The sequence below is a fragment of the Aurantimonas manganoxydans SI85-9A1 genome, assembly GCF_000153465.1.
Taxonomy (GTDB): Bacteria; Pseudomonadota; Alphaproteobacteria; order Rhizobiales; family Rhizobiaceae; genus Aurantimonas; species Aurantimonas manganoxydans.
In genome coordinates, this window is record NZ_CH672387.1 from 2,729,872 (window position 1) to 2,751,575 (window position 21,704).

A 21,704-nucleotide genomic window follows, 5' to 3' on the forward strand; every position below is an offset into this window, starting at 1 on the left:
GGCTCTCTATCAGCTGACGAGGGTTGTGCGGTTCGGGCTGTCGCCTGCCACAAGCAGGCGGGGGTCCCGGGCGATGCAGATGGTCACGGTGAGTTCGCCGGTCTCGTCTCCGCTGGAGACGAGATGGTCGAGGGACACCAGTTCGAGGCCGGCATCGTCCAGATAGCCGGCCAGCGTGTCGTCGGAGAAGCCGAGGCGCAGATGCGCATGCTCGGCGCGCAGGAACTCCAGCTCGTGCGGCGCGAAATCGATGATCGCCAGGCGGCCGCCCGGCGCGACGGCCCGGGCCGCCTCGGCCACGGCGGCCTGCGGGTCCTCCAGATAGTGCAGCACCTGATGAATGGTGACGAGGTCGTAGGCCTGACGCTCGACCGGCAGGTGATAGGCCTCGCCCTGGCGCACGACGGCATTGCCGATCCCGGCGCTGTCGAGCTTGGCCCGGGCGATCGCCAGCATCTCGCGCGAGGCGTCGATGCCGACGGCGCGCTCGCAGCGCGGCGCCAGCACCTCCAGCATGCGGCCGGTGCCGGTGCCCACGTCGAGCAGCGTGCCGATGCGCTTGTTGCCGAGCGCGGCCAGAAGCGCCTGCTCGACTTCCGCGTCCGAGGCATGCAGCGCCCGGATCGTGTCCCAGCTTCCGGCATTGCGGGCGAAATAGTCGGCGGCGCGGCGGGCGCGCTCCACCCGGACCGCGTCCAGCCGCTCGCTGTCGCGCTCGACCACCGGATCGGCCTCGTCGGCCCAGTTCAGAACAGCATGGACGAGACCGGAGACGCTGGCCTCCTCCGACAAGCGGAAATAGGCCCAGGCGCCTTCCTGATAGCGGGTCAGCACGCCCGACTCGACCAGCAGCTTCAGGTGCCGCGAGATGCGTGGCTGCGACTGGCCGAGAATCGCGGTAAGGTCGCTGACCGTCAGATCGCTTCGTGCCAGAAGCAGGACGAGCCGCAGGCGCGTCGGCTCGGCGACCGCCTTGAGGGCATCGACCAGTCGGCCGAAGGAGAGCTTCTGAATGTCCAGCATGTTCCGTCCCGATTTCGATATAAAGATATCTTTATGTGAAAATACGGACCGATGCAAGCGATACCATGCGCCGCTGACGACTGGCCGGAGCCACCGCCCCGCCGCCATGGCCGTCGCAGCGCCATGACGCCGCCTGCCGTTTCCCCGGCCGACCGGGACGCCACCGTCGCGCGGCCCGGCGAGCGCCGCTTCGAGGGGCCCGCACCGGCCTATGACGATGCCGGGCTGGTCTTCATCGGCCGCATCCGCTCGCCCTGGACCGAGCGGTCGCAATGCCCGAAGAATGTCGGCCGTGCCCGCGAGGCGGGCCAGCCCGCCGAAATCCGGCTCGACCCGCGTTGGCGCGAGGGCCTTGCGGGTCTGGGCGCCGGGCAATGGGTGCTGCTCCTGACCTGGCTCGACCAGGCGGATCGCGATCTCGCCTTGCAGATGCCGCGCCACGCCGACGGGCCCCGTGGCACCTTCTCTCTGCGCTCGCCGGTGAGGCCCAATCCGGTCGGCCTGCATCTCGTCCAGATCGTCGCCCTCGACCGCGAGACCGGAATCATCGGCATCGATGCCATCGACGTCCTCGACGGCACGCCCCTCCTCGACATCAAGCCCTATCTCGCGTCGGTCGACGCCCCGCCGGCCTGACCGACGGAGTTCCCTTGGCCACCGAACGCCAGAAGCGCATCGCCCGCGCCCTCACCGCCCTGATCCCGCGCGCGCCCTTTATCGACGCCGAGGCGATCCGCGAGGCGGCGCGCGCCCGGCACATGCGCTCCCTGCCGCCCGAACGCGCCGTCTGGCTCGCCGCGGTCGCCCATATCCGCCATGTCCATACCGACTATGACGAGCTCATGGACGACGGCTACGACAAGGACGCGGCACGCTTCTTCGTCCTCGACGACACCAATGCGGTGCTGGACGGCTGGGGCGCCACCCGCCATCTCGCCCCCGACGCTATCGACGAAGAGCCGGGGCTCAACGAAGCGGACGACGACGCTTCCGATTCCGGATGAACGAGCGGGCGCCGCGTCACGCGGCGTTCCTGTCCGGTGACGGCCGGCAAGGCCGCGAGGTCATGCGCGTGAGGTGGCCTGATCCCGCACAATCCCGGCCATCCAGCTGACGAAAATCCCCAACCGGCGCGTAAAACCGACGGGATCGATGTCCGGCGTGATCGCCTGCTCCAGAAAGTAGAGGATCTGTTCGCCCTGCGCCGGGTAACGGCACCGGAACGCCTGAGCATGCTCTGCGAGCGTTCCCGGCCAACACGGATCATCCTCGCTTCGCAACACGTTGGTCGAACGGATCAGCTTGCGCGACGCCTCCCTGACCAGGCGGTTCGCAATGGCGTCGGACCGCGCCACCAGCAACGCGTTACGATAGTCCCCCAGAACGCGCTCGAAATCCCCGTTTACCGCGAGGGCGAGTGTCATCGAGGGACGGAACAGGGCGATACCATCCGCCAGATCCTCACCGACGAGGCAGCGGCAATGGTGCCTGATCCAGTAGCGCCATGCCATACCGGCGTCCTCCGACGTAACCTCCTTGAGCAAGCCCATGTCGAAATCGACCTTGCTGATGACCGGGTGAGCCAGATCGATTTCAAGCCTGATCGCGTCGAGGACAGCCGCTTCGCGATCGGACAACGGTCGGCGCATGATCAGTGACAGGTCGAGGTCCGAACACCCTGGGACTGCACGGCCGGCCGCGATGCTCCCATAGACATAGACGCTGTGAATCGAACGAACCGAATCCAGGGACAGCCGGTCCCGGACCTGCGCGAGGACGGGGAGGAACGCGCCCTGGAACGGGCGGTCTCCGATCACCGGAATGAAACCTCGTTGGTCAGCGGTCATCGTGCCAGCATGCTTCCAGCAATGGGACGGGCCCAGTCAGCCTATCCGCGCATGAGGGCTCCCGTAAGAGCGAAGCTAGTTCTGCTGCACTCACCGGAACGTCCGCTCGGGGCGGGGCACCTGAGCCTCATCGGCAGGGGCCGGATGCCGGGCTCTCAACCCTCTCCGCGCAACGGCAACGTCACGAGAAAACCTCAGGCGTAGATCCACTGCTCGGGAATGCGCGCCTCGACGGCCTCGCCGACAGCGATGCGGCCGGGCTTCTCGACCCAGGCGACGAGGCCGCGGCGGTGCATGGCGGCCTTCACGAAGCCCAGTTCGATGTCGCCGCGATCCGGGTAATGCGCCGCGATCGCTGCGCCGGAGGATCGGCAGGGGCCGTTGTCGCCGTCGACCCGCAGGGTCACGCCGCCGGCAAACATCAGGAGCGTGCGCGGCGGCAGCCAGGTGAGATGCGCAATGCCGCCGACGAGCAGATTGCCGCCGATCCATTCCGGCCGGATCTCGGGAATGCCGAGCGCAGCTGCGGCCTCGGCCAGTTCGTCGGCGGCCAGCAGCGAGAGCTGGCGCTCGTTGCGCATCCTTGTGCCGCGCGGATACCAGGGCTCGCGCCCCCCTGAACGCCGCGTCATCCCGCCATGGCGGTCGCCGTCGATGCCGTCGAAGCCGAGGTCGAGATGATCGACCGGCACGGTGGCAAACCCTTCGCCCTGCGTGCGGAAGAGCCCTTCGATCGTGGCGGCGATCTTGCGCGCCCGCGTGCGTTGCATCTGCATCCGTCGGTGTCGTCCGGCATCGTGTTGGCGGGGACGGCCCGCCTAGCGCGGCGAATCGTCGGTGGTCTCCGCCCGCCCGTGGCTGCGGTCGAAGGTGGCGACACGATAGATGTAGAAGCCGACGATGGCGATGAGCACGGCGTTGGAAACCGGCCCGACATAGGATTCCACCGCCTCGTAGTTCTGGCCGAGCGCATAGCCCGCATAGGCCAGAAGCGTCGTCCAGGCGGCGCTGCCGATGGCGGAGAAGATCAGGAAGGTCAGGAAGGACATCTTCGCGATGCCGGCCGGGACCGAGATCAGCGTGCGCACCGCCGGCACGAGGCGTCCGAACAGGACGGCGGCGATGCCGTATTTGCGGAACCAGCGATCGGCCGCGTCGACGTCTTCCGGGCCCATCGTCAGCCAGCGGCCATGGCGCTCGGTGAAGCGCTTCAGCCGCCGCTCGCCGACAAAGCGGCCGGCATAGTACCAGGGGATGACGCCGAGGAGCGACCCCACCGTGCCGGCGAGGATCACCGTGACCAGCGACATCTGGCCGGTCGCCGATTGGTAGCCGGCCAGCGGCATGATCAGTTCGGAGGGGATCGGCGGAAAGACGTTTTCCAGGAACATCAGAAGCGCGATTCCGAAGGGGCCGAGCGTTTCCATCATGCTGCGGACAAAGGCGTCCATGTCGTCTCCGTTCAGTCTCGCCGCGCGCGGCGCCATTCGTCGGGAAGAAAGCCCCGCATGGCGATTCGGGTTCCGCCCCGCATGCGGCCTGTGGGCATCCCTTCGCGTAAGGCCGGCGCGCTTGCCGGCATCGCGGGAGACTGATCTGTTGCCTGGATGACGACCGGTCTCGACACATTCGACGGCTTCAGCTGGGCGAGCCTCCTCGCCGGACAGGACGTGCTCGTCCTCGACCCCGACGCGGCGCGGGGCCTGCACACAGCCAACGCGCTCGATGCCGCCGGGGCCCGCGCCAGCCGCGTCGCCACCGCGGAGGCGGCGCGCGACCGCATGCTGCGCCGCGCCTTCGTCGTCGCGGTGGTCGCTCTGCCTGGCGAGGCCAGCCTCGACGAGAGCCTGCACGCGCAGTTCGCGGCGGCGGGCCTGCATCTGATGCTGCTGGCCGCGCCCGCGCGCCACGCCGCGCTGCGGGCCCGTTATCCCGGCGCCCGCGTCGCCGGCCTCGACCTCGGCGAACGCCAGTTCGTCATGCTGCTGACCGGCACCGCCGACGAATAGGCCGCGCCTCTCCCCGGACGATCGCGGCAGGCGGCAGCCCTGCCCGTCGCCGTTCCGCCAGCCTCGCCCGCGTCAGGGGGCCGGATGGCTGTCCGCCAGGCACTGGTCGTGATCGGCCAGCACCTCGATCACCCGGCACTCCTCGACGGTCTCGTGGCAGCAGCGGGTCATCCGTTCGACCTCGACGCGCAGCGCTGACAGCCGCGCGATCTTGCGGTCGATGTCGGCCAGATGCGCGGTGGCGATCTCGTCCGCCTTGGCGCAGGGCCGCGTCGGATGTCCGGCCAGATCGAGCAGCTCCCGGATCGCGTCGATGTCGAAGCCGAGTTCGCGCGCATGGCGCACGAAACCGAGGCGGCGCAGATGCGCCTCGCCATAAAGCCGCCGGTTGCCGGTGCTGCGCGGCGGCGCCGGCAGCAGGCCGATCTCCTCGTAATAGCGGATGGTCGGGATCTTCACGCCGGTGCGGCGCGACAGCGCGCCGATCGCGAGATTCATCGGATTTTCCCCTTGCTTCTCCAGTCACTGGAGATTGTAGGGTCGCGCCGAACGCATGAAAAGGAGCCCTGCGATGGCCGACCATTGCTGCGCCAGCACCGCCACACCCGCCGCCCCGACCGAGCCGGCAGCGGCCGAACCCGCACCGACCGCTGCCTGCGGCTGTTCGGGCGGGGTTCCCGTCTTCGACGGCGTCGATCCGCGCTACAAGCGCATCCTGTGGACCGTCATCGCCATCAACGGCGCGATGTTCTTCGTCGAGATGGGCGCCGGCCGCATCGCCGGATCACAGGCGCTCATGGCCGATGCGCTCGACTTCCTCGGCGACACCCTGACCTACGGCCTCAGCCTGGCGGTCATCGGCGCAAGCCTGAAGATCCGTGCCTCGGCGGCCCTGTTCAAGGGCGTCTCGCTCAGCCTGATGGCGCTGTGGGTGTTCGGCTCGACGGCCTATCAGGTGCTGGTGCTCGGCGTTCCCAGCGCCCAGATCATGGGGCTGATCGGACTGCTGGCGCTCATCGCCAACCTGGCCTCGGTCGCCCTCTTGATGCGCTACAAGGACGGCGATGCCAATGTGCGCTCGGTCTGGCTGTGCTCGCGCAACGACGCGATCGGCAATGTGGTGGTGATGGTCGCCGCCCTCGGCGTCTGGGGGGCGGGCTCGGCCTGGCCCGACCTCGCCGTCGCAGGGGTCATGGCCGGCCTGTTCCTCACCTCGTCTGTCGCCATCCTGCGCCAGGCCTTTGCGGAATATGGCGAAACGCCCGCCGGGCTCGCAGCGTCAGAGACCCGCTCCTGACAGGGCACGGCGTGGGAGCACATGGCTCCCAACGTCAGCCAGCCGCACGCGCCTGGACGCGAACCGGCTGTCCTCAGTCGGTGACGGCGAGGATGGAATGCTCGATCTGGCTGGCGCTGTAGGGCTTCTGCAGCACCGGGCAAACCTGCCATTCCGTCTCCAGCCCCTCGCGGCCGTAGCCGGTGGCGAAGACGATCGGGATGCCGGCCTCCCGCAGCCGCGTGGCGATCGGATAGATCTTCTCGCCGCCGATATTGACGTCGAGAATGGCCACGTCGATCGCCATGCCGGAATCCAGCATGTCATGGGCGCGCTTCAGCCGCATGGCCAGTCCGACGACCTCGCAGCCGAGGTCGAACAGCATGTCTTCCAGTTGCATGGCGACGAGGCTCTCGTCCTCGACCACGAACACCTTCAGTCCGGCGACGTCACGAGCAGTGTTATGCGGCTGTGCTTGCAAATTCCTCCACCTCGGACAGGGCTAGTTCGATACGGCAGATGAGGCCGCCGGAGGCAAGGTCAAGGGACAGCGTACCGGATAGTTCGCCTTCGACCACACGGTGCAGCATGCGCATCCCGAACCCCTCGACGAGCGGGTTCGCGGAAACCGGCGTTCCCGCCGTCTCCGTCCAGGCGATCGACAGGTGGCGCCCGGCGCCTTCGCCGGCGACCTGCCAACTCACCGCCAGCTCGCCCTCGTCGCTGGACAGCGCACCGTAGGCGGCCGCGTTGGCGGCCAGCTCGTGGAACACCATGCTCAGGGCGATCGCCGAGCGGGCGGTCAAATGGACCTCCGGCCCGGACATGGTGACCCGGCTGCCCGGGAACGGCGACAGCTCCTGGCGCAGGAGCACGCGGAGCCCTGCCGCCTCCCAGCGCCGCTCGGCCAGAACGTTGTGGGCGTGGCTGAGCGCCAGGATGCGCGCGTCGAATGCGGCGCGCGCCTCCTGGGCCTGCGGCAGCTTGCGGAAGCTCTGGCGCGCCATGGACTGGACGGTGGAGAGCGTGTTCTTCACCCGGTGATTGAGTTCGTCGATCAGCAGCCGCTGGCGATCGGCGGCGCGGATCGCGTCGGTCCGGTCGGCGCCCTGCACGAAGACGCCGGTCACACGGCCTTCGGCATCGCGGATCGGATTGTAGGTGAAATCGATGAAGGTCTCGCTCAGCCCCTCGTCGCCCTCCCCGTGGATGAGCAGGCGCACGCCCTCGCCGGTGAAGGACTTGCCCTCGGCATAGACCGCGTCGAGCATCTCGAAGAAGCCCTGCCCCTCCACCTCGGGCAGCGCCTGGCGGATCGGCAGGCCGATCACGTCGCGATGGCCGACGAATCGGGCATAGCTGTCATTGGCGAAGACGGGGACATGATCGGGTCCCTGCAGTACCGCGATCATGCCCGGCGCCTGTCGGAACAGGCGGCGGAACTCCTCGCTCTCGGAGCGGGTCTCCTGATAGGCCTCCTCGACCTCGCGCGCATTGCGCAGCAGCGCCAGTTCGCCCGGCACGGCGCTGCTCGGCACGGTGTTCGCCTGTTTCAGCCGGACGATCTCGGTGACGTCCACGGTGTTCTGCACGATGAAGGCAACCGCGCCGTCATCGTCCAGGATCGGCGTGTGCGTGGCGGTCCAGTAGCGTTCCTCGACGCCCCCGCCCTGTGATTGCGGCCGTGGGATCTCGTAGGGGATGAAGGCGATCGTGTCGGGTTCGCCGGTCTCCAGGACCTCGGCGAAGGAGGCCCTGAGCCGTCGGCCGCTCTCGCCCTCGTTGGGAAACAGGTCGAACAGCAGCCGGCCGACGAGTTCGTCGCGCGGCTTCAGGAGGGCCTGCTCGTAGGCGCGGTTGACCGACACGTAACGCAGATCCCGGTCCAGCACCATGTAGGGGCTGGGAAGCACGTCGAAAATGTGGGCGAAGAGGGGATCGTTCATGCCAGCGCGGGGGACCTGCAATCCGTACCCGTCATCCCATCGGGTCCGCACCCCGGTCCGGCCGGATCGCGGGGCGATGTCGGGCGGCATCGGGCGGACGCCTTCGTGAATTTCGGCTTGTCTGTCGGCACATCCGCGCCCTTGTTGACGGCAGGCGACCCCAGGTCGGCGCCGAGCGAATTCGTCTCGTCTTCAGTGGAGGCCGGACGGACACCGGCACCGGTATGCACCGTTATTCCACCCCTCGTCCCCCGTAATCCTAAAATGCCATCCCTGCCATTTGGTTGCTGATGCCATGATGAATCTTCACAGGGAAGCGACAGCGCGAACAAAACCTTACCAGGCGCAGATGCGCGTATCGGTCGCGGCGCTCGACCAGCAGGCCGGGTCGCCGCGCTCGCGCACATAGGTGCCGGGCAAGGGAACGTTGCGATGGCCCAGATTGACGAAGCCCGAGGCATAGCCCGGACTGTCGATGACGAGGATATAGGTCACGTCCGGCCCGGTGATGGTGAAGCTGCCAGCCGAATCGGTCATCTGGAAGTCGCAGTCGAAATAGCCGTCGTCGGAGCTGTAGCAATCGGCCGGTTTCGCCTGCGCACCCGCATGGCCGAGGATCAGAAGCCCCGCTCCGGCGAGGGTCGCGATCATGGATAGACGTCTGTTCGTCACGGCTGCCCTCCCTCGCGCCCATTGCGCGAGGACAAAGTAGCAGGACACAACCGGGACCGATAGCCGGCTAACACCCTGTTAACCGTTCGGTCCCGGCCCCCGGTCCGGCTCCCTTCCGGAAACCGGACCGGTGCGAGCCCGTCAGCGGGTCAGGCGCTTGTAGGTCGGACGCTTCGGATTGACCGACTCGGGACCGAGGCGGCGGATCTTGTCCTGCTCGTAATCCTCGAAGTTGCCCTCGAACCATTCGACATGGCTGTCGCCCTCGAAGGCGAGGATGTGCGTCGCCAGCCGGTCGAGGAACATGCGGTCATGGCTGATGACCACGGCGCAGCCGGCGTATTCCTCCAGCGCATCCTCCAGCGCGGTCAGCGTCTCGGTGTCGAGATCGTTGGTCGGCTCGTCGAGCAGGATGACGTTGGAGCCGGACTTCAGCATCTTGGCGAGATGGACGCGGTTGCGCTGGCCGCCCGACAGGGTGCCGACCTTCTGCTGCTGGTTCGGACCCTTGAAGTTGAAGTTGCCGACATAGGCGCGGCTGTTCATCTCGTATTTGCCGAGCTTCATGATGTCGACGCCGCCGGAGATTTCCTCCCAGACGGTGTTGTTCGGCGTCAGGTCGTCGCGGCTCTGGTCGACATAGCCGAGATCGACGGTCTCGCCGATCTTGATCTCGCCGCTGTCGGGCTTCTCCTGGCCGGTGAGCATCTTGAACAGCGTCGACTTGCCGGCGCCGTTCGGGCCGATGATGCCGACGATGCCGCCGGCCGGCAGCTTGAAGGAGAGGTTCTCGATCAGCACCCGGTCGCCGTAGCTCTTGGTCAGGTTCTCGACCTCGATGACCCGGTTGCCAAGGCGCTCGCCGGTCGGGATGACGATCTTGCCGTCCGCCGGCTTGCGGTTCTCGGCGGCCTCGACCAGTTCGTTATAGGCCCGGATACGCGCCTTCGACTTGGTCTGGCGGGCCTTGGCGCCCTGCTGGATCCACTCGCGCTCGCGGGTGATGGCACGCATGCGGGCGTCGTCCTCGCGGCCCTCCTGCTGCATGCGCTTCTGCTTCTTCTCCAGATAGACCGAATAGTTGCCCTCGTAAGGCACGCCATGGCCGCGATCGAGCTCGAGAATCCAGCCCGTGACGTTGTCGAGGAAGTAGCGATCATGGGTGATCATCAGCACCGAGCCCTCGTACTCGCGCAGGTGCTTTTCCAGCCACAGGATCGTCTCGGCGTCGAGATGGTTGGTCGGCTCGTCGAGCAGCAGGATGTCGGGCTTGGACAGGAGCAGCTGGCAGAGCGCGACGCGGCGCTTCTCACCGCCCGAGAGCGGCGCGATCTCGGCGTCCGGCGGCGGACAGCGCAGCGCGTCCATCGCCATCTCGACCTGGTTCTCCAGGTCCCACAGGTTCTGGGCGTCGATGACGTCCTGGAGCTTGGCGCCCTCCTCGGCGATCTCCTCGGAGTAGTTCATCATCAGTTCGTTGTAGCGGTCGAGGATCGCCTGCTTGTCGGCGACGCCTTCCATGACGTTCTCGAACACCGTCTTCGACTCGTCGAGATGCGGCTCCTGCGGCAGGTAGCCGACGGTCGCGCCCTCGGCGGCCCAGGCCTCGCCCGTATAATCCTTGTCTTCGCCGGCCATGATCTTGAGCAGCGTCGACTTGCCGGCGCCGTTCGGGCCGAGAATGCCGATCTTGGCGTCGGGGTAGAAGGAGAGATGGATGTTCTCGAGGACCTTCTTGTTGCCGTAGGCCTTCGAAAGTCCGGACATGTGATAGATGAACTGGCGTGCCATTGCGCGCTGCCGCTCCGTATCGAGATGGAAAGAGAAGTTGCGCCGTACGTAAGCCATCGGAGCAGGCGGAGCAACGGCAGCGACGCGAAGAGGCGCGGCAGACGCTCCCTCGCAACAGCGCGCAGCTCGCCTATCCTTGTCGCCAGCCGCAACGCTGCCGAGGAGCCAGCCCATGTCCATCGCCCTGATCGTGGGGGTCGGCGACGGCCTTTCCGCCTCGCTGGCCCGCCAGCTCGCCGCCCGCGGGCATCATCTGGTGCTGGCCGCCCGGAACACCGACAAGCTCGCCGATCTCGAAGCCGAGACCGGTGCGACGACCGCCGCCGGCGACGCGGCCGATCCGGCTGCCGTCTGCCGCCTGTTTGAACAGGTGGACGGCATCGACGGCGACCTCGCGGTGGCCATCTACAATCCGTCGGCGCGGGTGCGCGGCCCGCTGGTCGATCTCGACCCTGCCGAGGTCCGCCGGGCGCTGGACGTCACCGCCTATGGCGCCTTCCTCGTCGCGCAGGCCGCCGCCCGGCGCATGCTCGCACAGGGCCACGGCACCATCCTGTTCACCGGGGCCTCGGCCGGCGTGAAGGGCTTTGCCCAGTCGGCCCCCTTCGCCATGGGCAAGTTCGCCCTGCGCGGCCTCGCCCAGTCCATGGCCCGCGAGTTGCATCCGCAGAACATCCATGTCGGCCACGTCGTCATCGACGGCGCCATCCGCAATCCCGGCCGCAGCGAGCCGGCCGACAAGCCCGATTCCATGCTCGATCCCGACGCGATCGCCGAGACCTATCTGGCACTGATCGACCAGCATCGCTCGGCCTGGAGCTGGGAGATCGAGCTGCGCCCCTTCGTCGAGCGCTTCTGACCGCGGCAGGCGCGCGCCGTCCCACTGCCCGATCGTCCCCGGCATCGCGGTTGCCAAGCGCGACGCCCTGCCGCATCACTGGCGCCACGAGGGATCGCAAGCGAGGGGAAGAGACATGCTGACCGTATGGGGACGCCGGAATTCGTCGAATGTGCAGGTGGTGATGTGGGGCATCGCCGAACTCGGGCTCGAGGCGACACGCCACGATGCCGGCCACAAATACGGCGGCACCGACACGCCGGAATACCGGGCGATGAACCCCAACGGCCTCGTGCCGGTGCTCAAGGACGGCGATGACGAGCCGCTGTTCGAATCCGCCGTTATCCTGCGGTATCTCGCCAGCCGCTACGGTGACGCGCCGTTCTGGCCGGACGACGTCCCGGCCCGCGCCCAGATCGACAAATGGGCCGAATGGGCCAAGCTCAACATCTGGCTGAATTTCAGCGGCCCGGTGTTCTGGCAGATCGTCCGGGTCCCGGAGGCCGACCGCAACGCGGCCGCCATCGCCGCGGCGGTCCAGGCGCTCAAGCCGCGCTTCGACATCGCCGAGGCGCGCATTGCCGAACACGGCTACATTGCCGGCAAGGACTTCACCCTCGCCGACCTGCAGTTCGGCCATCTGCTCTACCGCTATTACGACCTGCCCATCGACCGGCCGTCACATCCGGCCATCGAACGCTACTACGCCGCCCTCACCGAGCGCCCGGCATATCGCGAACACGTCATGGTGTCCTACGACGACCTGCGCGTGGTCTGATGCCCATGCCCCGGCAGCGCCCCTCTCGACGGGCGCTGGCCGGCCGGCATGTCGCGAGCGATCCGGCGGGCGCTTGCTGCCACGTCCGGGGGCCGGCGCCTACTGGCAGATAAAGCTCGCATAGACCCAGCCGGTCGGCTCGCCATCGGCCTCGACGACGTACCAGGACCCGTCGTCATTGGCATCGATGATGTCGACATAGGTCCGCTGACCCAGCCGGGTCAGTTCCGGATAGCGCGAGCCCGGGCCTTCCCGGACCGACAGGTAATAGTCGCCATTGGGATCGAGGCCGCACACTTCGGCGGCATGGGCAGGCGCCGTGCCCGCCCCGATACGCAGCATGGCCAGCATCACTCCCGAGATCGTCGCGGACCGCAGCATCGCCTTGAACTCCCTGTGCGCGACGCCGGATCCGTGCCGGCGTCCCGCCATGAGTGGCGTGTCTGGCAGGGCGTGACCATGCCCCGGCGTCCGGATTGCACGTCCGGGCGTCCGCTCGCGATCACCAGGCGTGGCGCGGCGGGAAATATCGGCTCCGCCGCGTGCGGGCTCAGTCCTCCGCGAGGATCGCCTGGATGCGCCGGGTCAGGTCGCCCATGTCGAAGGGCTTGGTCACCACCTGCATGCCGTGTTCCAGATGGCCGTGATTGAGAACGGCGTTCTCGGCGTAGCCGGTGATGAACAGCACCTTCAGGCCGGCGCGAATCTGCCGCGCCGCTTCGGCCACCTGCCGCCCGTTCATGCCGTTCGGCAGGCCGACATCGGTGATCAGCAGGTCGATGCGGGCCTCGGACTCGATCACCTTCATGCCCGACGGACCGTCGCCGGCCTCGAGCGCGGTGTAGCCGAGCTCCTCCAGAACGTCGACGACCAGCATGCGCACCAGCGGCTCGTCGTCGATGACCAGCACCGTCCTGCCGGTCTCGGTCGGCGCAACCGCCGGCGCCGGCGGCGCCGCGTCCTCGCTGTCGTCCTTGGTGCCGAGGTAGCGCGGCAGGTAGATGCACACCATCGTGCCCTGGCCGAGCTCGGAATAGATCCGCACCTGGCCGCCCGACTGGCGGGCAAAACCGTAGATCATCGACAGGCCGAGGCCGGTGCCCATGCCGATCGGCTTGGTGGTGAAGAACGGGTCGAAGGCCTTCTCGACCACGTCCGGCGTCATGCCCGAGCCGTTGTCGCTGACGCAGAGCGAGATGTACTGGCCGGGGGCGAGATCGCGCTCTCGCGCCGCGCGCCCGTCGAGCCAGCGGTTCGCGGTCTCGATGGTGATCTTGCCGCCGTCCGGCATGGCGTCGCGCGCATTGATGCACAGGTTCAGCAGCGCGTTTTCGAGCTGGTTGGGATCGACGAGAATGCTCCACACCCCGCCGCCGCCGACGCTCTCGACACCGATCGCCGGCCCCACCGTGCGCCGAATCAGTTCCTCCATGCCGCTGATCAGCGTACCGGTGTTGGTCGGCTTGGGATCGAGCGTCTGGCGCCGCGAGAAGGCGAGCAGCCGGTGCGTCAGCGCCGCGGCGCGCTTGGCCGCGCCCTGGGCCGCCACGAGATAGCGGTCGGCTTCGCTCAGCCGCCCCTGCGCCAGGCGCGTGCCCATCAGGTCCAGCGAGCCCGAAATGCCGGCCAGCAGGTTGTTGAAATCATGGGCCAGCCCGCCGGTGAGCTGGCCGACGGCTTCCATCTTCTGCGACTGGCGCAGCGCTTCCTGCGCCCGCTCCAGCTCGGCCGCGGCGTCCTTCTCGGCGTTCACGTCGCGGGCGACCGCGTGGATGAACTGCTCGTCGGGGACGGCGGTCCAGGACAACCAGACATAGCTGCCGTCCCGTGTGCGGTAGCGGTTCTCGAAGCGCAGGGTCGAGAGCCCCTCGGAGAGCCGGGCCGCCTCGGCTTGCGTCGCTTCGGTGTCGTCAGGATGGATCAGGTCGAGGAAGGAGGTGCCGACGAGGTCCGCCTCGTCCCAGCCGAGCAGCGTCGTCCAGGCCGGATTGGTGGCAAGGATCGTGCCGTCGAACCGCGCCACCAGCATCAGGTCGGTCGACAGCCGCCACATGCGGTCGCGGTCCGCCGTGCGCTCGGCCACCAGACGTTCCAGGTCCTCGCTTTGCCGCGCCTTGGCATCGCGCGCCTCGACGATGTCCTGCATGTCGACGCAGGTGCCGATCCAGCGCAGCGCCGCGCCCTCCTGCGCGGCTCGGGCCGGCACGCAGCGTCCGAGGAACCAGCGATAGACCCCGTCGTCGCGGCGCAGGCGGTACTCGATCTCGAACGGCTCCTCGGCGGCGCGCCGCTCGTCCCAGACCGCCAGCGCCCGGGCGCGGTCGTCCGGATGCAGCGCCTCGCTCCAGCCGAAGCCCGCCAGCGCCTCGGCCGACATGCCGGTAAAGGCCTGCAGGAACGGATTGGTGTAGTCGTAGCGCCCGTCGGCATCAGTGGTGAACAGCACCAGCGGCAGCGCCTCGGCAAAGGTCCGGAAGCGCGTCTCGCTCTCGCGGAGCGCCGCCTGGTTGCGGCGCTGCTCGGTCAGATCCAGCATCGCCCCGAGCATGCGCACCGCCTGTCCGCTGTCGTCGCGGATCACATGGCCGCGGTCGAGCACATCCGCATAGCTGCCGTCGGCCCGCAGAAACCGGTATTCGTCGACCCAGCTGGTCTCCGTCCCGTCGATCGCCGCATGGATGCTGGCATCGACCCGCGCGCGGTCCTCCGGATGAATACGGCCGATCCACCATTCCCCGGTCGGCTCGACATCTTCCGGCTTGTGACCATAGGCGGTCTCCAGCGCCTCGTTCCAGAGCACGTGGTTGCTGGCGAAGTGCCAGTCCCAGATCGCGTCGTTGGTGGCCCGGACCGCAAGGCGGTATCGTTCGGCCGTTTCGCGCGCGACAGCCTCGGTCTGCTTCTGCTCGGTCACGTCGCGGAAGAACACGGCGAGCCCGTCCTCGACCGGATAGGCGCGCGCCTCGACCCAGACCGGGCGACCATCGGGCCAGACGTGGCGATATTCCAGCGCCACCGGGACCCGTTCGCTCATCGCCTTCTTGTATTGGCGGCCGAGTTCGCTGTCCTCGGTTCCGGGATAGAGCTCCCAATGCAAGTGTCCGACCAACTCCTCGCGCGGGCGGCTTTCGATCCGCTGGGCCTCGACATTGAGATCGATGACCCGGAACTCCCGGTCGAGCAGCGCGAAGCCTTCGCCCATCCCGTCGAGAACGCCCTTGGCCCGCGCCTCGCTCTCGCGCAGGCGGCGTTCGGCCAGAACCTGGCCGGTGATCTCGTTGCAGGGACAGAAGAAGCCGGCGATGGCACCGGTCTCATCGCGCACGGGGGTGTAGGAGAAGCTGAAATGCGTCTCCTCGAGATAGCCCCGCCGCTGCATGTGCAGCGTGATGTCGTCCATGTGCACGGGTTCGCCCGCATAGGCCTGGTCGACGATCGGCACCAGGTCGGCGCGGATCTCCTGCCAGACCTCCAGGAAGTCGCGGCCCAGCCCTGCAGGGTGCTTCGACGCGAGAATCTCGGAATAGGCGTCGTTGTAGATCAGCGTGCGCTCCCGCCCCCAGGCGATGAACATGGCCTGGTTGGACGACAGCATGACGCCGACCAGCGTCTTCAGTGCCGTCGGCCAGTGCTGCGGGGCCCCGAGCGGCGTGTCGGCCCAGGCGAATGTGCGCAGGCATTCGCCCGTCGCGCCGCCGCCGGCCAGAAACGCTGGAATGGCCGTAGAGGCGTTGCCAACCTGCTGATCTGTCATGGTCTCCGCATCGCCTCTGCTACCCCGGCCATCAGTTAGTGCCCGTGGCCGTATCCGCCATCCCCGCCTTCCGGCTCTTCGTTGCCGATGAGCCGGGCGATGGCCGGTGCGGGCGCGGCAGGCGCGCGGTGTCTGGGATATTGCGTTCGCGGGCCGTCTTGAGCGGCCCCTTCAGGCTTCGTATCGGTCACAGAACGCCCGTTTACGCAAGAGGCAGACCGGCCGAGTCCCACATCCGGCTACCGACCTGCGCTGCCGTGCCGCGCGGACAGGCGCCGCATGGCCCTGCGCCTGGTGCCCTCCGGCTCGACCGACCCGGATTCTCAGATCGGCATGCGGAAGGTAAACCGGGTCTCGTCCCGGGTCGAAGCAGCATCCAGCGTCCCGCCATGGGCCTCGGCGATCTGCGCGGCGATGTAGAGGCCGAGACCCAGCCCCTGCTGGCTCGGACGCGTGTCGGCGCGAAAGAACGGCTGAAACAGGCTGGCCATCGCCGCGTCGGGGATCGGCGTACCGTGATTGCGGACCGACAGCTCGAATCCGCCGTCGTCGGTGCGCGCCTCGACCATGATCGGCCGGTCCTCGGCACCGTGGGTCAGCGCGTTGCCGAGAAGGTTCGACAGGAGCTGGCCGACCCGCGAGCGGTCGCAGGGCACCGGGCGGTCGATCGTCAGATCCACCTCGACCCGGGCATCCGGCCGAATGGAGCGCAATTCGTCGACCACCTGGCGCAGCGTCTCCTCGATCGGCACATCGGCGTCGCGAGACAGGCTGAGGCCGCCGCCGAGCCGCGACCGGGCGAGATCGAGCACGTTGTCGATGATGCCGCCCATGCGCACGACGCTGCCGCGCATCAGCCCGACGATGTTCCGGGCGCGCTCGTCCAGCGGCCGCTTCGCCAGCATACTGACGCCGGCATCGATGGAGGCGAGCGGGTTGCGCAGATCGTGACCGAGAACCGCGATGAACTGCTCGCGCAGATCGGCTACATGGCGGGCCGACGCCAGTTCCGCCTCGCTGGCCGCCAGCTTCTCCTGGTCGTCGAGATGCGAGGCGATCAGGTCGGCGAACAAGGTGAACGTGCCGACAATCGTCTCGTCCTTGAGCGTCGCCGGCAGCGGATCGATGGCGCAGAGGGTGCCGAAGAACCCGCCGTCGGCGCGGATGATCGGCACCGAGATATAGCTGCGGAAGCCATACATCTGCGGGGTGGGATGATTGCAGTAGGCACCGTCCGTTTCGACGTCGTCGATGATGACGGGTTGGTGGCTCTGCTCGATCTCGTGACAGATGGTGGTCTCCACCTGCAATTCGTCGCCGGGGGTAAGCCCAAAGCCGATCCGGTCGAGGGAACTGCAGGTCACCCAGCGCTCGCCCGTGACCCGCGCCACGGCGACAAAGCGCATCCCCGTTACACGGGCGAGGACATTGAGAATTGTCGGCACCGACGGGATTCGACCTATGGCGTCGATGTCGAACTGCAAATCGGTCTGCACGCGTCAGAAACTTTCCTGCTGGGTCAACCATTTGTTCCGGCAGATCATGCCGGCTCGGTTTTCAAGGCGCAAGCGCGCGGTCCGCGCCGCCAGCCTCATTGCAGGCCGACGGCGTCGACGATCCCTGCGGCACAGCCGCCCCGCATGCGCGGCGCCGCCCGGATCAGCGCGCCGACATCCGCCTGCGGCGTGATCTCGCCCTTCAGGCCAATGATCAGGTCCCGCACGATCCGGCGGCCGCCGTCATCGACGCAGCCGACCCGCACCCGCTCGCCAGCGCCGTTGCCGAACGCCGCGTCGAAGGCCTCGCGGATCTGCGACGCCGTCACCTCCCGCCCGATCGCCCCGGCAAACAGGCGGCGCACCGGCGAGGCGTTGATCGCGCCCAGGACGATCAGCGAGTCGGCAAAATATTCCTCGGCATCGGCCCGGTAGCAGGTGCCGTGGCGCAGCCATTCGTGGCGGTCGAGGGCGGAGCGGGCGCCGGGCATCGCCTCGGCCAGCGCCGCCGCGGTGTCGGGCTTCAGCGGCAGCGGGGCGAGGTCGGACCAGCGCCCGGCCTTGTCGAGCCGCTGCTGTGCCGGTGCGACGCCGCAATATTCGGTGCCGCGCGGCTGTGGCCACAGGCCATGCAGCGAGAAATTGTCGACGTCGAAGCGGCCCTGGTGCTGCGACCGGCATTCGGGCCGCCCCGGCCGGGTCTCGCAGAAGGCCGGCTGCCAGCTGATCGCCAGCACCAGATCGCGATGGGCATTGCGCCCGGCATCCGCGTCCCGCTGGCTGGCCGGCGCGGATATTTCGCCGGCCGTCTCGACGCGGCGCACACGCTCGCCGCAGGTCTTGGCGATCCAGCGCCGTGCCGGATCGGCGCCCGGAATCTGGACCTGGTAGTGGCTGCCGTCGCGGCGGTTCTCGCCGATCAGCCTGTAGGCCCGGTCGACGACCAGCCGCTCTCTCTGCCGGTCGGGACCGCCGCGGATGGACAAAGTCGCGTCGCAGGCCTCGCGGGCGATGACGAAGCCCTCCAGCGGTTCCTGCGCGCGCGCGCCGCTTGTCCCGGGCCATGCCAGGACCAGCGCCAGCCCCATTGCGATCATGCCGTTCCGTGCGAAGCCGTTCATGCGGCGTCCTCCTCCCGTCCAGCCCGAGCCGATTGTGCACGCCGGACGGCGATCGGCCAACCGCCTGACGGTCCGCCGCAGGCGTATGCGCGACTTGCGGTCAGGACGCCGCGTTGTCGGCGGCCGCCTCGATCCGGCCGCAGCCGACCGCGACCCAGCGCCGGGCCGGCTCGGCGCCCGGAATGCGGACGAGATAATGCGTCGCCGGCGCGCCGCTGCGCGCGATCAGCGCATAGGCCTTGCCGGGCTCGGTGGCGACGGTCCCGGGATTGGACGGATCGGTCAGCGAGGCCAGCGCCGGACAGCGCGCCTCGGCGATGAAGCGGCCGGTCACGGGCGTCTGGGCGGCAACCGGCAAGGCTGCGAGAAGAAGGAGGGTAGCGAGAACCGTGCGTGTCATGATCCCGGCGATAGAGCGGAACCACGGCGGACGAAAGGCGAAACCCGCATCAGCGCCCGGCAGCGCACGCGCGCAACGACCGGCCGCCCATTCTGCCGCCATTCCGGCCGCCGATCGCCGTGCGCGGCCCGGCGAATCCGGCTATCGTCCGGCATTGCGACGCGGAGAGACGACATGTTCGACGGCAGCTACACACTGGATACCAAGACCGGCGCCGCGCTCCATGTCCATCATGCGCGGGCAACCGGCCCCGCGCGCGCCATCGTCCTCGTCCATCACGGCCTTGCCGAACATGCCGGACGCTACGGCGATCTCGCCGCGGCGCTCGCCGCGAAGGGCTGTCACGTCTTTGCCCACGATCATCGCGGCCATGGCTCGACCACGGCGGCGGATGCGCCGCTGCGCCGTTTTGCCCGCCGCAACGGCGCCGAAAAGGTGCTGACCGACTGCCGCGCCGTGCATCTGGACGCAACCGCCCGCCATCCGGGCCTGCCGGTGATCGTCTTCGGCCATTCCATGGGCGGCCTGATCGCCCTCAATTACGCCGAACGCCATGGCCGCGAACTGGCCGGCGTCGCCGTCTGGAACGCCAATTTCACCGCCGGGCTCGAGGAGCGCGTCGGCCGTCTGGCGCTCAAGGTGGAGAAGGCGCTGAAGGGCTCCGACGTGCCCAGCGGCATCCTGCAGCGCGCCACCTTCGAGGCCTGGGGCAAGGCGATCTCGCCCCGCCGCACCATGCAGGACTGGCTGTCCCACGATCCGGCGGCGGTCGACGCCTTCATCGCCGATCCGCTCTGCGGCTTCGCACCGACCCTGTCGATGATGGAGGACGTCATGGCGCTGATCTTCCAGGGCGGGTCGGAGGCCGGGCTGGCGATGCTGCCGGCCGAGCTTCCCGTCCACTGCCTCGGCGGCACCGCCGACCCGGCGACGGACAAGGGCGAGGCGGTCACGGTGCTGGCCGGACGGTTGCGCCTCGCCGGCGTCAGGGACGTGACCCTGCAGATCGTCGAGGGGGCGCGCCACGAGACGCTGAACGAGGTGCCGGTCTATCGCGCGCCGGCCATGGCGGGACTGTTCGGCTGGCTCGACCGGATCGTGCCGGCCGGCGGCGCCGCGCCCCGCCCCGGCTGAACGCACGCCGTCCGCGCGCCGCCCCTTGCCGGAGCGCAACGCCGGCGCATTCTCCTCCGCATGTCCGAATTCGTCATCGCGACCTCGTGTCCGGCGCGCGCCGACCGGGTCGCGACAGCGGGGAGAATGCCATGATCGATTTCTTCAGCGAGCCGGCCCTTCGGGAGGTCCTCCAGCAGACCGCGCGGCTCTTCGCGGCGGCGATCTTCGGCGGCATCGTCGGCTACGAGCGCGAGAGCGGCGAACATGCCGCGGGCCTGCGCACCCACATGCTGGTGGCGATCGGCGCCTGCCTCTTCACCCTGCTGATGGTCGTGCTGATCGACCGCTTCGACAGCGACTCGACCCGGGCCGACCCGATCCGCATCGTCGAGGCGGTGACCAGCGGCATCGCGTTCCTCGCCGCCGGCGTCATCATCCAGGCGCGCGGCCGGGTGAAGGGGCTGACCACCGGCGCCTCGCTCTGGTTGGCCGGCGCCGTGGGTCTCGCCTGCGGTCTCGGGGAATATCTGCTCGCGGTGATCGCCGTCGTCCTGACGCTGATCATCCTGCGGGTCGTCAAGCACCTGGAATAGTCAACGGCTTGCTCACCGAATGCGAAGCGCAAGCAGCAGCTTCCGCTGCGTGCGACGGTCGCCGATCCGTCAGGTTAGCTGAGCGAACACGCCGCAGCGTCAGCCGGAACTGTCCGATGAGGCCGGGTCAGCCGCGCCGTCACCCGCCACCGACAGCGTCGGAACCGGCAAGGCCGGCGGCGCCGGCGGGCCGATGAAGCTGGTGTCGTCGGGGAACGGACGCACCATGCGAAAGGCGATCAACTCGTCGCGCGTCAGCACGTAGAGGCTGTCCGCCGGCGTCTGCATCGCCTTGATCCACACCGCCGGGTCGACGCCCATCGCCACCAGCAGTTCCTGGCACCGGGCGATGGTTTCCTGCACGCCGGCGATGGAGCGGTCGACGTCGCGCGACACGTCCGAGAGCGGCAGCGCATAGACCTGGTGGACGCCCACCCAGGCACCCTCCCCCGCGTTTCGGGTCAGGCCGCCGGCCAGCAGCAGCGGACAGGCCGAGGCGCAATAGCCGTCGGCCGGCACCATGGCGGACAGGCGCCGCTCGCGCAGCTCCCGCGCCATGAGGATCGCGTCGTCCACCGCGCCGCCCGGCGAATGCAGGTAGAGCGTGCGGGCTCCGGCCGCCTCGGGGCTCGCCAGGAAATCGCGGAAATCGCCCGCCGTGCCGATCTCGATCCGCCCGATCGCGCTGATCGCACCGTCCGGCCCGGCGACGAAGCGCATGCGCTCGGCCATCGCCTCGCCGTCCACCGGACCGTCCCAGCCGGGCAGGCTCGGCACGCCCCGGTCGGGTGCCACCGGAATCGTCTTCGGCAGATAGGGGCGAACCTGGTCGCCCGGCTCGGGACGCGCCAGCGGCATCGGTTCGGTGCGGCTGATCCGCTCGCGGTCGGCCGTCGCCTCGGCCAGCTGCCGGTAGTCGAGGAAGGCGATCGAGCCGGCGATGACGAGCAGCGCCACGAAGACGCCGCGCAGGACCGCGCCCTCCGGGATCGCCCGGATCAGCCGTTCGACGCGTCCCGGTGATGCCTCCTCGCCGATCATCGC

23 protein-coding genes are annotated in these 21,704 nt (G+C 68.6%); 8 read left to right on the plus strand and 15 right to left on the minus strand.

Features of this window, described 5'->3' with window-relative positions:
* Positions 1-9: 9 nt before the first annotated feature.
* Complete coding sequence (locus tag SI859A1_RS12865) at positions 10-1,023, minus strand: ArsR/SmtB family transcription factor (RefSeq protein WP_009210183.1); 1,014 nt, start codon at positions 1,021-1,023, stop codon at positions 10-12.
* A 123-nt stretch (positions 1,024-1,146) separates the two neighbouring features.
* Between SI859A1_RS12865 and tsaA the strand changes: the two genes are divergently transcribed.
* Positions 1,147-1,659: a tRNA (N6-threonylcarbamoyladenosine(37)-N6)-methyltransferase TrmO gene (gene tsaA, locus SI859A1_RS12870; protein WP_040325782.1), complete on the plus strand. Its 513-nt coding sequence runs from the start codon at positions 1,147-1,149 to the stop codon at positions 1,657-1,659.
* A 14-nt stretch (positions 1,660-1,673) separates the two neighbouring features.
* Positions 1,674-2,027 carry a DUF2293 domain-containing protein gene (locus SI859A1_RS12875; protein ID WP_050767536.1) on the plus strand — a complete coding sequence of 118 codons (354 nt, stop codon included), beginning with the start codon at positions 1,674-1,676 and terminating at the stop codon, positions 2,025-2,027.
* 60 nt (positions 2,028-2,087) lie between these two features.
* On the opposite strand, the gene SI859A1_RS12880 is transcribed toward SI859A1_RS12875, so the two are convergent.
* The 3 genes from SI859A1_RS12880 to SI859A1_RS12890 form a co-directional block, all read right to left on the minus strand.
* Positions 2,088-2,870: a nucleotidyltransferase domain-containing protein gene (locus tag SI859A1_RS12880; protein ID WP_009210185.1), complete on the minus strand. Its 783-nt coding sequence runs from the start codon at positions 2,868-2,870 to the stop codon at positions 2,088-2,090.
* Positions 2,871-3,064: 194 nt separating this feature from the next.
* Complete coding sequence (locus SI859A1_RS12885; protein ID WP_009210186.1) at positions 3,065-3,646, minus strand: MOSC domain-containing protein; 582 nt, start codon at positions 3,644-3,646, stop codon at positions 3,065-3,067.
* Between the two features lie 42 nt (positions 3,647-3,688).
* The gene (locus SI859A1_RS12890) at positions 3,689-4,321 is read right to left on the minus strand and encodes a DedA family protein (RefSeq protein WP_009210187.1); all 633 of its coding nucleotides are present in this window, start codon (positions 4,319-4,321) and stop codon (positions 3,689-3,691) included.
* 156 nt (positions 4,322-4,477) lie between these two features.
* Here SI859A1_RS12890 and SI859A1_RS12895 point away from each other — a divergent pair, with 156 nt between their 5' ends.
* Positions 4,478-4,879, plus strand: a complete 402-nt coding sequence (locus SI859A1_RS12895; RefSeq protein ID WP_009210188.1) for a hypothetical protein — start codon at positions 4,478-4,480, stop codon at positions 4,877-4,879.
* 72 nt (positions 4,880-4,951) lie between these two features.
* Here the strand turns inward: SI859A1_RS12895 and SI859A1_RS12900 are convergent, their stop codons facing one another.
* Positions 4,952-5,377 (minus strand): MerR family transcriptional regulator, encoded by a 426-nt coding sequence (locus SI859A1_RS12900; RefSeq protein WP_009210189.1) that lies wholly within the window; start codon positions 5,375-5,377, stop codon positions 4,952-4,954.
* Between the two features lie 73 nt (positions 5,378-5,450).
* Between SI859A1_RS12900 and SI859A1_RS12905 the strand changes: the two genes are divergently transcribed.
* A complete protein-coding gene (locus SI859A1_RS12905) occupies positions 5,451-6,176 on the plus strand; it encodes a cation efflux transmembrane domain-containing protein (protein WP_040325783.1) in 726 nt (241 codons plus the stop codon).
* 73 nt (positions 6,177-6,249) lie between these two features.
* Here the strand turns inward: SI859A1_RS12905 and SI859A1_RS12910 are convergent, their stop codons facing one another.
* The 4 genes from SI859A1_RS12910 to ettA all read right to left on the minus strand — a co-directional run bounded on the left by SI859A1_RS12910 (position 6,250) and on the right by ettA (position 10,564).
* Positions 6,250-6,636 (minus strand): response regulator, encoded by a 387-nt coding sequence (locus SI859A1_RS12910; protein ID WP_009210191.1) that lies wholly within the window; start codon positions 6,634-6,636, stop codon positions 6,250-6,252.
* Entirely contained in the window at positions 6,617-8,101 is a 1,485-nt protein-coding gene (locus tag SI859A1_RS12915; protein WP_040325784.1) for a sensor histidine kinase, read from the minus strand. The genes SI859A1_RS12910 and SI859A1_RS12915 overlap by 20 nt, the downstream gene beginning before the upstream one ends.
* A 336-nt stretch (positions 8,102-8,437) precedes the next feature.
* Positions 8,438-8,752, minus strand: coding sequence for a hypothetical protein (locus tag SI859A1_RS12920; RefSeq protein ID WP_040325785.1), 315 nt, complete (start codon positions 8,750-8,752; stop codon positions 8,438-8,440).
* A 162-nt stretch (positions 8,753-8,914) separates the two neighbouring features.
* The gene (gene ettA, locus SI859A1_RS12925; RefSeq protein WP_009210194.1) at positions 8,915-10,564 is read right to left on the minus strand and encodes an energy-dependent translational throttle protein EttA; all 1,650 of its coding nucleotides are present in this window, start codon (positions 10,562-10,564) and stop codon (positions 8,915-8,917) included.
* A gap of 172 nt (positions 10,565-10,736) precedes the next feature.
* On the opposite strand from ettA, the gene SI859A1_RS12930 reads away from it, so the two are divergent.
* A complete protein-coding gene (locus SI859A1_RS12930; RefSeq protein WP_040325786.1) occupies positions 10,737-11,423 on the plus strand; it encodes an SDR family NAD(P)-dependent oxidoreductase in 687 nt (228 codons plus the stop codon).
* A 115-nt stretch (positions 11,424-11,538) separates the two neighbouring features.
* The gene (locus SI859A1_RS12935; protein WP_009210196.1) at positions 11,539-12,180 is read left to right on the plus strand and encodes a glutathione S-transferase family protein; all 642 of its coding nucleotides are present in this window, start codon (positions 11,539-11,541) and stop codon (positions 12,178-12,180) included.
* 99 nt (positions 12,181-12,279) lie between these two features.
* On the opposite strand, the gene SI859A1_RS12940 is transcribed toward SI859A1_RS12935, so the two are convergent.
* From SI859A1_RS12940 to SI859A1_RS12960, 5 genes are all read right to left on the minus strand, one after another.
* Positions 12,280-12,561, minus strand: a complete 282-nt coding sequence (locus SI859A1_RS12940; RefSeq protein WP_040325787.1) for an SH3 domain-containing protein — start codon at positions 12,559-12,561, stop codon at positions 12,280-12,282.
* Positions 12,562-12,730: 169 nt separating this feature from the next.
* Positions 12,731-15,934, minus strand: a complete 3,204-nt coding sequence (locus SI859A1_RS12945) for a hybrid sensor histidine kinase/response regulator (protein ID WP_009210197.1) — start codon at positions 15,932-15,934, stop codon at positions 12,731-12,733.
* Between the two features lie 323 nt (positions 15,935-16,257).
* Positions 16,258-17,430, minus strand: a complete 1,173-nt coding sequence (locus tag SI859A1_RS12950; protein WP_009210198.1) for a GAF domain-containing sensor histidine kinase — start codon at positions 17,428-17,430, stop codon at positions 16,258-16,260.
* A gap of 95 nt (positions 17,431-17,525) precedes the next feature.
* Positions 17,526-18,551: a ribonuclease T2 family protein gene (locus SI859A1_RS12955; protein WP_040325788.1), complete on the minus strand. Its 1,026-nt coding sequence runs from the start codon at positions 18,549-18,551 to the stop codon at positions 17,526-17,528.
* Positions 18,552-18,651: 100 nt separating this feature from the next.
* On the minus strand, positions 18,652-18,951 hold the full coding sequence (locus SI859A1_RS12960) for a BRO-N domain-containing protein (RefSeq protein ID WP_040325789.1): 300 nt from the start codon (positions 18,949-18,951) through the stop codon (positions 18,652-18,654).
* A gap of 174 nt (positions 18,952-19,125) precedes the next feature.
* Here SI859A1_RS12960 and SI859A1_RS12965 point away from each other — a divergent pair, with 174 nt between their 5' ends.
* Together SI859A1_RS12965 and SI859A1_RS12970 are read left to right on the plus strand one after the other, a co-directional pair.
* Entirely contained in the window at positions 19,126-20,085 is a 960-nt protein-coding gene (locus tag SI859A1_RS12965; RefSeq protein WP_009210201.1) for an alpha/beta fold hydrolase, read from the plus strand.
* A gap of 131 nt (positions 20,086-20,216) precedes the next feature.
* Complete coding sequence (locus SI859A1_RS12970; protein ID WP_040325790.1) at positions 20,217-20,660, plus strand: MgtC/SapB family protein; 444 nt, start codon at positions 20,217-20,219, stop codon at positions 20,658-20,660.
* 99 nt (positions 20,661-20,759) lie between these two features.
* Here the strand turns inward: SI859A1_RS12970 and SI859A1_RS12975 are convergent, their stop codons facing one another.
* Positions 20,760-21,701, minus strand: coding sequence for a COG3904 family protein (locus SI859A1_RS12975; RefSeq protein ID WP_009210202.1), 942 nt, complete (start codon positions 21,699-21,701; stop codon positions 20,760-20,762).
* Positions 21,702-21,704: the final 3 nt, after the last annotated feature.

Bases quoted from the DNA above. Each gene is read 5' to 3' on its own strand.
- SI859A1_RS12945 (WP_009210197.1), bottom strand. From the start codon at position 15,934: ATGACAGATCAGCAGGTTGGCAACGCCTCTACGGCCATTCCAGCGTTT.
- SI859A1_RS12895 (WP_009210188.1), top strand. From the start codon at position 4,478: ATGACGACCGGTCTCGACACATTCGACGGCTTCAGCTGGGCGAGCCTC.
- SI859A1_RS12935 (WP_009210196.1), top strand. From the start codon at position 11,539: ATGCTGACCGTATGGGGACGCCGGAATTCGTCGAATGTGCAGGTGGTG.
- SI859A1_RS12865 (WP_009210183.1), bottom strand. From the start codon at position 1,023: ATGCTGGACATTCAGAAGCTCTCCTTCGGCCGACTGGTCGATGCCCTC.
- SI859A1_RS12970 (WP_040325790.1), top strand. From the start codon at position 20,217: ATGATCGATTTCTTCAGCGAGCCGGCCCTTCGGGAGGTCCTCCAGCAG.
- SI859A1_RS12890 (WP_009210187.1), bottom strand. From the start codon at position 4,321: ATGGACGCCTTTGTCCGCAGCATGATGGAAACGCTCGGCCCCTTCGGA.
- SI859A1_RS12960 (WP_040325789.1), bottom strand. From the start codon at position 18,951: ATGACACGCACGGTTCTCGCTACCCTCCTTCTTCTCGCAGCCTTGCCG.
- SI859A1_RS12965 (WP_009210201.1), top strand. From the start codon at position 19,126: ATGTTCGACGGCAGCTACACACTGGATACCAAGACCGGCGCCGCGCTC.
- SI859A1_RS12975 (WP_009210202.1), bottom strand. From the start codon at position 21,701: ATGATCGGCGAGGAGGCATCACCGGGACGCGTCGAACGGCTGATCCGG.
- SI859A1_RS12920 (WP_040325785.1), bottom strand. From the start codon at position 8,752: ATGATCGCGACCCTCGCCGGAGCGGGGCTTCTGATCCTCGGCCATGCG.
- SI859A1_RS12915 (WP_040325784.1), bottom strand. From the start codon at position 8,101: ATGAACGATCCCCTCTTCGCCCACATTTTCGACGTGCTTCCCAGCCCC.
- ettA (WP_009210194.1), bottom strand. From the start codon at position 10,564: ATGGCACGCCAGTTCATCTATCACATGTCCGGACTTTCGAAGGCCTAC.
- SI859A1_RS12940 (WP_040325787.1), bottom strand. From the start codon at position 12,561: ATGCTGCGGTCCGCGACGATCTCGGGAGTGATGCTGGCCATGCTGCGT.
- tsaA (WP_040325782.1), top strand. From the start codon at position 1,147: ATGACGCCGCCTGCCGTTTCCCCGGCCGACCGGGACGCCACCGTCGCG.
- SI859A1_RS12955 (WP_040325788.1), bottom strand. From the start codon at position 18,551: ATGAACGGCTTCGCACGGAACGGCATGATCGCAATGGGGCTGGCGCTG.
- SI859A1_RS12885 (WP_009210186.1), bottom strand. From the start codon at position 3,646: ATGCAGATGCAACGCACGCGGGCGCGCAAGATCGCCGCCACGATCGAA.
- SI859A1_RS12880 (WP_009210185.1), bottom strand. From the start codon at position 2,870: ATGACCGCTGACCAACGAGGTTTCATTCCGGTGATCGGAGACCGCCCG.
- SI859A1_RS12905 (WP_040325783.1), top strand. From the start codon at position 5,451: ATGGCCGACCATTGCTGCGCCAGCACCGCCACACCCGCCGCCCCGACC.
- SI859A1_RS12900 (WP_009210189.1), bottom strand. From the start codon at position 5,377: ATGAATCTCGCGATCGGCGCGCTGTCGCGCCGCACCGGCGTGAAGATC.
- SI859A1_RS12930 (WP_040325786.1), top strand. From the start codon at position 10,737: ATGTCCATCGCCCTGATCGTGGGGGTCGGCGACGGCCTTTCCGCCTCG.